Origin of the sequence: Paracoccus sp. (in: a-proteobacteria) (genome assembly GCF_030604785.1) — a bacterium.
In the GTDB taxonomy this organism is placed as follows: Bacteria; Pseudomonadota; Alphaproteobacteria; order Rhodobacterales; family Rhodobacteraceae; genus Paracoccus.
In genome coordinates, this window is sequence record NZ_JAUVVF010000068.1 from 1 (window position 1) to 8,311 (window position 8,311).

Below are 8,311 nucleotides of genomic sequence, written 5' to 3' on the forward strand. Positions count from 1 at the left end.
GGCTTCAACCGCTCCATCTGCGCGTCGGTCAGCCAGAAAAGATTGCTCATCATCACCCCCGTCAGTTCGGGAGCTTGAATCACGCGGGCCGGACAGCCTCAAGAAAATCAATGGGTCCTGACCCTAAGATTGCGAATTTTTTAAGAATTGATGATGAAATTGAAGTTCCGCTTGCAAGGCTAACGGTTTTGGTTGGCGAGAATGGATCAGGGAAATCTTCAATACTGAAGGCGCTGCACTGGTCAATATGAACCGCGCCGGGTTTGCCGGAGGCTCCAACTCTTGAGTAGGATGGAGCATCATGAGCAAGACCACGAACAGGTTTTCACCTGAAGTGCGCGAGCGGGCCGTGCGGCTGGTTCTCGACACCGAGGCCCAACATCCGTCGCGCTGGCAGGCGGTGATGTCGATCGCGGCAAAGATCGGCTGCACGCCCCAGACGCTGAACGACTGGGTCAAGAAGGCGGAGGTCGACAGCGGCCGACGCCCGGGCGTCTCCTGCGAGATGGCCGAGCGGATGAAAGCGCTGGAACGCGAGAACCGCGAGCTGCGCCAGGCGAACGAGATCCTCCGCAAAGCGTCAGCGTATTTTGCGATGGCGGAGCTCGACCGCCGGTCGAAGTGATGGTGGATTTCGTTGACGCGCATCGGGATGCGCACGGGGTCGAGCCGATCTGCGATGTGCTGCCGATCGCCCCATCCACCTACTATGATCATCTGGCGAAGCGGGCCGATCCGTCCCGGCGGTCGGATCGTGCCCGCCGGGACGAGGCGCTGCGCCCCGAGATCCGGCGTGTCTTCGAGGAGAACTGGAGCGTCTACGGCGTGCGCAAGGTCTGGCACCAGTTGCACCGCGAGGGCTTCGATGTCGCCCGCTGCACGGTCGCGCGGCTGATGAAGGACATGGATATTCAGGGCATTATACGCGGCAAGCCACACAGGACGACGATCCCGGACAAGAAGCAGCCTTGCCCGCTGGACAAGGTGAACCGCCAGTTCCGCGTGCCCGCGCCGAACATGCTGTGGGGTCGTCCATTGTGGCGCCATTGGTTCAAGCCCAATGGACGACGATTTCACCTATGTCGCCACATGGAAGGGGTTCGTCTATGTCGCCTTCGTCATCGACGCCTACGCCCGGCGCATCGTCGGCTGGCGCGTCAGCACATCCCCTCATGCCGGGTTCGTTCTCGATGCCCTCGAACAGGCGGTCCATGAACGGCGCCCGACCAAGGGCATGGGGCTGGTCCACCATTCGGATCGCGGATCGCAATACCTTTCCATCAAATACACCGAACGACTGGCCGAAGCGGGCATCGAGCCTTCGGTCGGCAGCGTCGGCGACAGCTACGACAACGCACTGGCCGAGACGATCAACGGCCTGTTCAAGGCTGAAGTCATCCACCGCCGCGGCCCCTGGCGCAGCTTTGAGGCCGTCGAATATGCCACGCTGGAATGGGTCGACTGGTTCAACAACCGCCGCCTGCTCGAGCCGATCGGGAACATCCCGCCCGCAGAAGCCGAGGCCAACTTCTACGCAGTTCTGGAAACTGAACCCATGGCCGCGTAACTAACGTCAATCAGCCTCCGGCAAACCCGGCGCGGTTCAGTTTCCGCGTTGGAGAGGCTATTTCACGCGATGTGCATGGTTGATCGTCGTAGATGGCCACGAAACTGAACGCTTTAAGTGAGCACTTCTGAGATTTATCGAGGCGAGTATCGCAGATCTGACCAATGACCGGTTTGGCCCGCATAGCAGCCTGTGACCTGCCGATTTCGCTGCGCCAAGCATGAGCGTCTGCTCTCGGGAAGCTGCACGGCGCTGCCGCGACTGTCTCGACCGGCCGCAACGGGCCGCGGGCGTGAAAACGGTGCCGGGGAGCGTCGGCCACCGTGCAGAGGCGATGCTGGGATGCGTGGAGCTCTACGCTGCTTGTTATTTAGAACACCTTCACTCGGAGCGAAGGGAGGGCGGCAATTTTATCTCTGACAATCGCCAAAACCACGGCACTTAAGCGGTCGAACGGCTCAGCGCCGTGGCATCCCTACCGGCCGTGCAGCGCGCTTCTGAGCGGCGATACGGAAAGGCGCGTTTGAGGCGCCGTAGCCCTGATAATCCCCATCGCGCTGCACGATCTCGAAGAAGAAACCATCCTCACGTGGCTGGCTGTAGAGCTGGAAGAATTGTCCGCGCTCGTCCTCGTCATACATGATCTGTGCAGTCTGCATCCGCCGGACCAGCGCGTCCGGCAGGCCGAACCGCGCCTGCATGTCAGCATAGTAGTTGACTCCGATCCTGAGGACGGCGAACCCTCGCGCTGCCAACGCCTCGGCGGTGGCGAAGATGTCGCGGCTGGAAAAGGCGACATGCTGGACCGAGGCGCCGAAGCTGTCCTCGATGAAGCGGCCGGCGAGGGTGTGGCGCGCCTCGGCGCCGTTCAGGGTGACGCGCAGCCCGCCCGCCCAGATCGCCTGGCTGCGCACCAGCCCGTCGGGATCGGCCACGTCCACCATCGGCGCCTTTTGCGCGTCGAAGATCGCCGTATAGAAAAGCGACCAGCTGAGCATCTCGTCATAGGCCATGGTCTGGCCGATATGGTCAATGCCGGTGATCCCGGCGCCGGGATCGTCCGTGGGCTCGGGGGGAGAAGCGGCGAAGTCCACCTGCCAGATGCCGGCAAGGTCCGCGCCCTCGTCCAGAAGCCGCAGGACGCTGCCGCCGACGCCGCGGATGGCCGGGATGCGCAGCTCGCCCGCGGCAGGCTCCTCGCCATGGGGCTGGGCCAGAAGGCCCCTCGCGCGGGCGAAGGCCGCGGCCGCATCCGGCACCATCAGCGCGATCTCCGAAACGGTCGTGCCGTGGGTCAGGTAGGTGCTGTGGGTGAAGCCCGCCTCGCCGGTATTGACCAGCACATTCGCCCCGCCCTGCCGCCAGAGCGTCACGGGCTTGGACACATGCGCCCCTGCCCGCGCAAAGCCGGCGGTCGCAAGTAGCGCCTCCAGCGCCGGGGCCTCGGCCGGGGTGGTTGCAAACTCGATGAACTCGACATGGCTCACAGGGGCAGGAGCGGGCAGGGAGGCGGGGATAGGCGCGGCCGAGGTCAGCGCAGGCTCGGCCCGCCGCACCGAGTCCATCAGCGCGATCAGGCTGCGATGGCCGTCCTGCGCGACCATCCGCGGCAGGCCGGCGCGGAACTGGTCGTTGAAGATCTCGAGGCTGAGGGGGCCGTCATAGCCCGTCGCCGCGACCGCGCGCATGAAGCCGGTGACGTCCAGATCGCCCTCGCCGGGCATGTTGCGGAAGTGGCGGGACCAGTAGAGGAGGTCCATCGGGATCGCCGGCGCGTCGGCCAGCTGGACGAAGAAGATGCGGTCGCCGGGGATGGCGCGGATCGTGTCGGGGTCGATCCGGCGCGCCAGCGTGTGGAAGCTGTCGAGGATCAGGCCCACCTGCGGGTGGTCCGCGCGGCGCACCACCTCCCACGCGTCGCGGTGATCGAAGACGTGCCGGCCCCAGCACAGGGCCTCGTAGCCTACGCGGACGCCGTGCTTCGCGGCCAGATCGCCGAGGTCGCGAAAATCCTGCGCCATGCGGTCGATGCCGCCCATCGCAGCGGGATGGACACTCGAGCAGACCAGCATCAGGTCGGTGCCGAGCTGGTTCATCAGCTCGAACTTGCGCTCGGCGCGGGCGAAGGCGCGGGACCGGTGCGGCTCGGGCAGCGCCTCGAAGTCGCGGAAGGGCTGGAAGAGCGTGATCTGAAGCCCGTGATCGCGCACCATGCGCCCGACCTCGGCCGGGGTGAAGTCCGAGGCAAGGAAATCCTGCTCGAAGATCTCGATCCCGTCGAAGCCGGCGGCGGCGATGGCCGCCAGCTTGGTGGGCAGCGTGCCCGAGACGGTGACGGTCGCGATCGAGGTCTTCATGCGTCCCGCCCCGCGAGCAGATCAGCGCGCAGCCGCGCCTCGTCCAACGGCAGACCGGTGAAGATCGCCCAGGCATCGACGCCCTGGCCGATGAACAGCTCGTAGCCCGAGATGATGGCGAGGCCGGCGGCGGCCGCGTCCTGCAGGAACTGCGTGTTGACCGGGGTATAGACGGCGTCGAAGACCCATTCCGCGCCCGCCATGAGGCTGGAGGCCAGCGGCGTGCCCTCGTAGCCGACCATGCCGACGGGGGTGCAGTTGATCAGGCCCGAGGCGCCCGGCGCCAGCGCCGCCGCGTCCGTGCCCGTGACAACGCGCAGGCCCGGGCGGGCCGCCCGCAGCGCCTCGGCCAGCGCGTCTGCCTTGGCGGGGTCGCGGTCGGCCAGCCGGATTTCGGCCGCGCCGAGAGCGATCAGCCCGAAGGCCACCGCGCGCCCGACCCCGCCGGCGCCGATCATCAGCACCGGACCCGGCGCCGCATCTCCCCGGACGCGGCGATAGGCCGAGACGAAGCCGGAATAGTCGGTGTTGAAACCGCGCGGCTGACCCTCGCCGAAAAGGACGGTGTTGCAGGCGCCGATGGCGGCGACGAGCGGATCGTCGATCCGCAGCCGGTCGGCAACAACCTCCTTGTAGGGATAGGTCACGTTGATGCCCCGGTAGCCTCCCGCGGCGCAGCGGGCGAAGAGGGCGTCGAACTCCAGCCCCTCGACCCTCGGGATCAGGCTGTCGTAACGCACCGCCCGTCCGTTCTGGGCCCCCGCCAGCCGGTGCAGCCGCGGCGATTGGGAGGCGGCGATGTTGTCGCCGATGAGGCCCAGCAGGATCGTGTCGGTCATGGTCAGGTCCTTCATCACCGCCCCCGCCAGCGGGCCCACCAGGGCGAGTTGGTCACGAGGATCATCACCACCGCAAGAAGCAGCGTCAGCGACAGCGGGCTGGTGAAGATGCCCATGAGCATCGCGCCGAAATCCTCGCGCGTGCTGATGATGGCGCGGCGCCAGTTGTCGTCCAGCAGCCGTGACAGGATCACGCCCAGGATGACAGGTGCCAGCGGGTAGCCGTAAAGCCGCATGAAGTAGCCCAGCACGCCGAAGCCCAGCATCCAGTAGACGTCGGTCAGGCTGTTGTTGATCGCATAGGCGCCGACGATCGACAGCACCAGGATCACCGGCAGAAGAATGGTGCGCGGCAGCTCGACCACCTTCACGAAAAGGCGGATGCCGGTCAGCCCGAAGAGCAGCATGAAGCAGTTGGCCAGCGCGAGCGATCCGACGATGAACCAGAACATGTTCGGCTGCTCGATCATCAGCATCGGGCCCGGGTTGAGCCCGTGGATGAAGAGCGCGCCGATCATGATGGCGGTGACCGCGTCGCCGGGAATGCCAAGCGTCATCATCGGGATGAAGGCCCCGCCGACGGCGGCGTTGTTGGCGGCCTCGGGGGCGACCAGCCCCTCGACCGCGCCCTCGCCGAAGGGCGTCTCGGGGTTGCGGGTCACGCGCTTGGCCTGGTCATAGGCCATCAGCGAGGCGATGTCGCCGCCCGTCCCCGGCAGCGCGCCGACGACCGTGCCGATGGCCGAGCTTTGCAGGCCGAGCGGCAGGTGCTTGCGGACCTTTGCCCAACTGGGCACGATCCCGTCGATCTTCTGGCGCACGGCGGGGGTGTGGACGTTGTGCAGCTGCATCAGCGCCTCGGAGACGCCGAACATGCCGATCATCACCGCGACGAAGGAGATCCCGCCGCGCAGCTCGTCGAGGCCGAAGACGAAGCGGTCCTGCACCGTCAGCGGGTCCATCCCCACCGCGCCGATGCCGATGCCGAGCGCGCCGGCGAAAACGCCCTTGGTCAGGCTGCCGCCGGACAGCGAGCCGACCAGCAGGATGCCCATGATCGCCAGCAGCATGAAGTCGCGCGGCTGAAAGCGCAGGGCGAAGTCCGACAGGACCGGCGCCAGCCCCGCCAGCGCGAAGATGCCGATGAAGCCGCCGATGAAGGAGACGACCGTGACGATGCCGATCGCCTCGCCCGCCCGGCCCTTCTGGGCCAGCGGAAAGCCGTCGAGCGCCGTGGCGATGGCCGAGGGCGCGCCGGGGATGTTCAAAAGGATCGCGGTGCGCGAGCCGCCATAGACCCCGCCCATGTAGATCCCGATCATCAGCGCCAGCGCCGGATAGACGTCCCAGGAGAAGGTGAACGAGATCAGGATCGAGACCGCCATCGTCACCGACAGGCCCGGAATGGCGCCGACATAGATGCCGGCGAAGGTGCCCGCCGCGATCAGCGCCAGCAGGTCCAGATGCGTCAGCGGCATCAGCAGGTTGGGCAGGATGTCCATGCGGCGGCCCCTAGAACAGCGACATCAGGAAGGCGACGATGCGGCCCTCGGGCACGATCCCCGGCGGCATCAGGACGGAAAAGACCATGCGGAAGATCAGCCAGATCAGCAGCACCGTCCCGAAGGCGACGCCGAGGCAGAACAGCAGGCCGCGCCGGGACAGGAACCAGATCATCGCCGTCAGGAACAGAAGCGAGGTCGGGATGAACCCCAGAGGGCGCAGCAGCAGCGCATAGAGCGCGATCATCGCGATGGTCACGATCACCGCCGGCGGCAGGATGTCCCGCCGCAGCGTCTGGATGCGGCCCGCGGGGCGGCGCAGCGTTTCAAAGAGGACCACCAGCGCCGAGACGACCATGATCGCGGTCGTGGCCATCGGCACGGCGCCCGGCGAGGACAGGGCCTCGAAGCCGGCGATGCCGTAGGCGGACCACAGCAGGCCCAGGCTGGCCGCGGCCAGGAAGATGGTGAAGGCCAGCTCGCCGGGGCGGCGGGTGGGCTTGGGGTCCATGGGACATCCCTCCGGGATCACGGATCGGCAGCGCCGGTGGAAGGGGTCGCGCCGCCCGGTGGGGGCGGCGCGGGGAAGGTCAGGGCCGCTCGATCCCGAACTCCTCGGGCGAGTTCTTCGCGATCTCGGCGTCGTGGAGGATCCAGGCCGTCTGGCGCTGCCAGGTGTCGAGGAAGTCCTGCGCCTCGGCGCCCGACAGCGACAGCATCCGGAAGCCGCGCCCGTCCATCAGCGCCAGGAAGTCGGGGTTCTGGGCGCCCGCCTGGAAGGCTTCGGTCAGCTTGGCGACCACGTCATCGGGCGTGCCCTGCTTGACGAAGATGCCGAAGAACGGCCCCCAGGGCAGCAGGTCGGCGAATTCGGGGTTCGTCTCGGTGATCGCGGGGGTGTCGGGCAGCTGCGGGACGCGCTCCTCGTCGAAGATCGCGATGGGCTTGAGGTTGCCCGCGCGGATCGCCTCGATCGCCGCGCCAAGGACGGCCGGCATGACGTCGACGGCCCCGCCCTGCAGCGCGGTCAGCGCCGGGCCGTCGCCGTCATAGGGCACGGCGGTCACGTCGATGGGCGTCTTCTCGTTGATCATCGCGGTCACGACCGAGGGCAGCCCGCCCGGCCCGGTCGAGCCGAAGCGCAGCTCGCCCGGGTTCTCCTCGATATAGGCGATCAGCTCGGGGAAGGTGTCGAAGGGCGCGTCGGGGCGCGTCACGATGATCGGCACGCCGCGGGCCAGCACGTTGATCGGGATGAAGTCGGAATAATCCTTCTGCCCCAGCCCCATCACCTTGTAGAGCAGCGGGTTCTCGGCCCCGAAGAGCAGCGTGTAGCCGTCGGCGGCCGCGCGTTCCGCCTGGTTCAGGCCGATGGCGCCCACGCCGCCGGTCACGTTCTGCATGATGACGCGCTGGCCCAGCACCTCCTCGGCATGGGGCGTGACCGCGCGGCTGACCACGTCGGTCGAGCCGCCCGCGCCCCACTGGATGATCCCCTGGATCTCGCGCTCGGGGTAGTCGGCCAGCACCGGCGTGGCCGCCATCGTCAGCGCGGCGATGACGCCGCCCAGAAAAGTCCTCATGACATCCTCCCTAAAAACGGTCCCTGTCCTCTCAGGGTGCGGGACCAATCTGCCCAAGACGCGCTGTAACAGCAAATACCGTCTTTAACGGCTCCGTAACATCAGGTTAATCACCCGTCGTCCCACCGCTCGCGCGCCCGCGCCTTGGCCAGCTCGCGCCGGAAGAGGCCGATGGTCGTCTCGGCAAAGGAGGACAGCTGGCGGCCGCGCTTGGTGACCGACCAGGCGGTGATCGCCGCCGGCTCCTTCAGCGGGCGGCGGACGAGGCCGGGCATGTAGACCTCGGCCACCGAGAACTCGTCGATGACCGCGACGCCGAGGCCGTGGCGCACGAGACTGACGATGGTCTGGGCAAAGCGCCCCTGCATCGCATAGCGCGGGTTCAGCCCCGCCTCGTCCAGCGGACGGGCCAGGATGCGGCCATAGGGATCGGCCCGGTCCACGCCGACGAAGGGATAGCGCA

The 8,311-nt window shown here is 67.1% G+C and carries 7 protein-coding genes, 1 pseudogene and 1 other annotated feature; of the genes and pseudogenes, 2 read left to right on the plus strand and 6 right to left on the minus strand.

Translation table 11 applies throughout. From position 1 onward, the window contains the following. On the plus strand, positions 1-251 hold a 251-nt coding region (locus QAR72_RS15190), incomplete at its 5' end, for an AAA family ATPase (RefSeq protein ID WP_304618221.1). Positions 252-301: 50 nt separating this feature from the next. Continuing rightward, a pseudogene (locus QAR72_RS15195) lies at positions 302-1,567 on the plus strand (IS3 family transposase). Continuing rightward, positions 583-699, plus strand: a sequence feature (AL1L pseudoknot). Its footprint overlaps the pseudogene before it by 117 nt. 458 nt (positions 1,568-2,025) lie before the next feature. On the opposite strand, the gene QAR72_RS15200 reads toward QAR72_RS15195, so the two are convergent. From QAR72_RS15200 to QAR72_RS15225, 6 genes are all read right to left on the minus strand, one after another. Next, complete coding sequence (locus QAR72_RS15200) at positions 2,026-3,924, minus strand: bifunctional sugar phosphate isomerase/epimerase/4-hydroxyphenylpyruvate dioxygenase family protein (protein WP_304618222.1); 1,899 nt, start codon at positions 3,922-3,924, stop codon at positions 2,026-2,028. After that, a complete protein-coding gene (locus tag QAR72_RS15205; protein WP_304618223.1) occupies positions 3,921-4,763 on the minus strand; it encodes a shikimate dehydrogenase family protein in 843 nt (280 codons plus the stop codon). Before QAR72_RS15205 ends, QAR72_RS15200 begins: the two co-directional genes overlap by 4 nt. 14 nt (positions 4,764-4,777) lie before the next feature. Beyond that, entirely contained in the window at positions 4,778-6,265 is a 1,488-nt protein-coding gene (locus tag QAR72_RS15210; RefSeq protein ID WP_304618224.1) for a tripartite tricarboxylate transporter permease, read from the minus strand. Between the two features lie 10 nt (positions 6,266-6,275). Beyond that, complete coding sequence (locus QAR72_RS15215) at positions 6,276-6,776, minus strand: tripartite tricarboxylate transporter TctB family protein (RefSeq protein ID WP_304618225.1); 501 nt, start codon at positions 6,774-6,776, stop codon at positions 6,276-6,278. A 79-nt stretch (positions 6,777-6,855) separates the two neighbouring features. Beyond that, positions 6,856-7,848: a tripartite tricarboxylate transporter substrate binding protein gene (locus QAR72_RS15220; protein ID WP_304618226.1), complete on the minus strand. Its 993-nt coding sequence runs from the start codon at positions 7,846-7,848 to the stop codon at positions 6,856-6,858. A gap of 110 nt (positions 7,849-7,958) precedes the next feature. After that, on the minus strand, positions 7,959-8,311 hold a 353-nt coding region (locus tag QAR72_RS15225), incomplete at its 5' end, for a LysR substrate-binding domain-containing protein (RefSeq protein WP_304618227.1).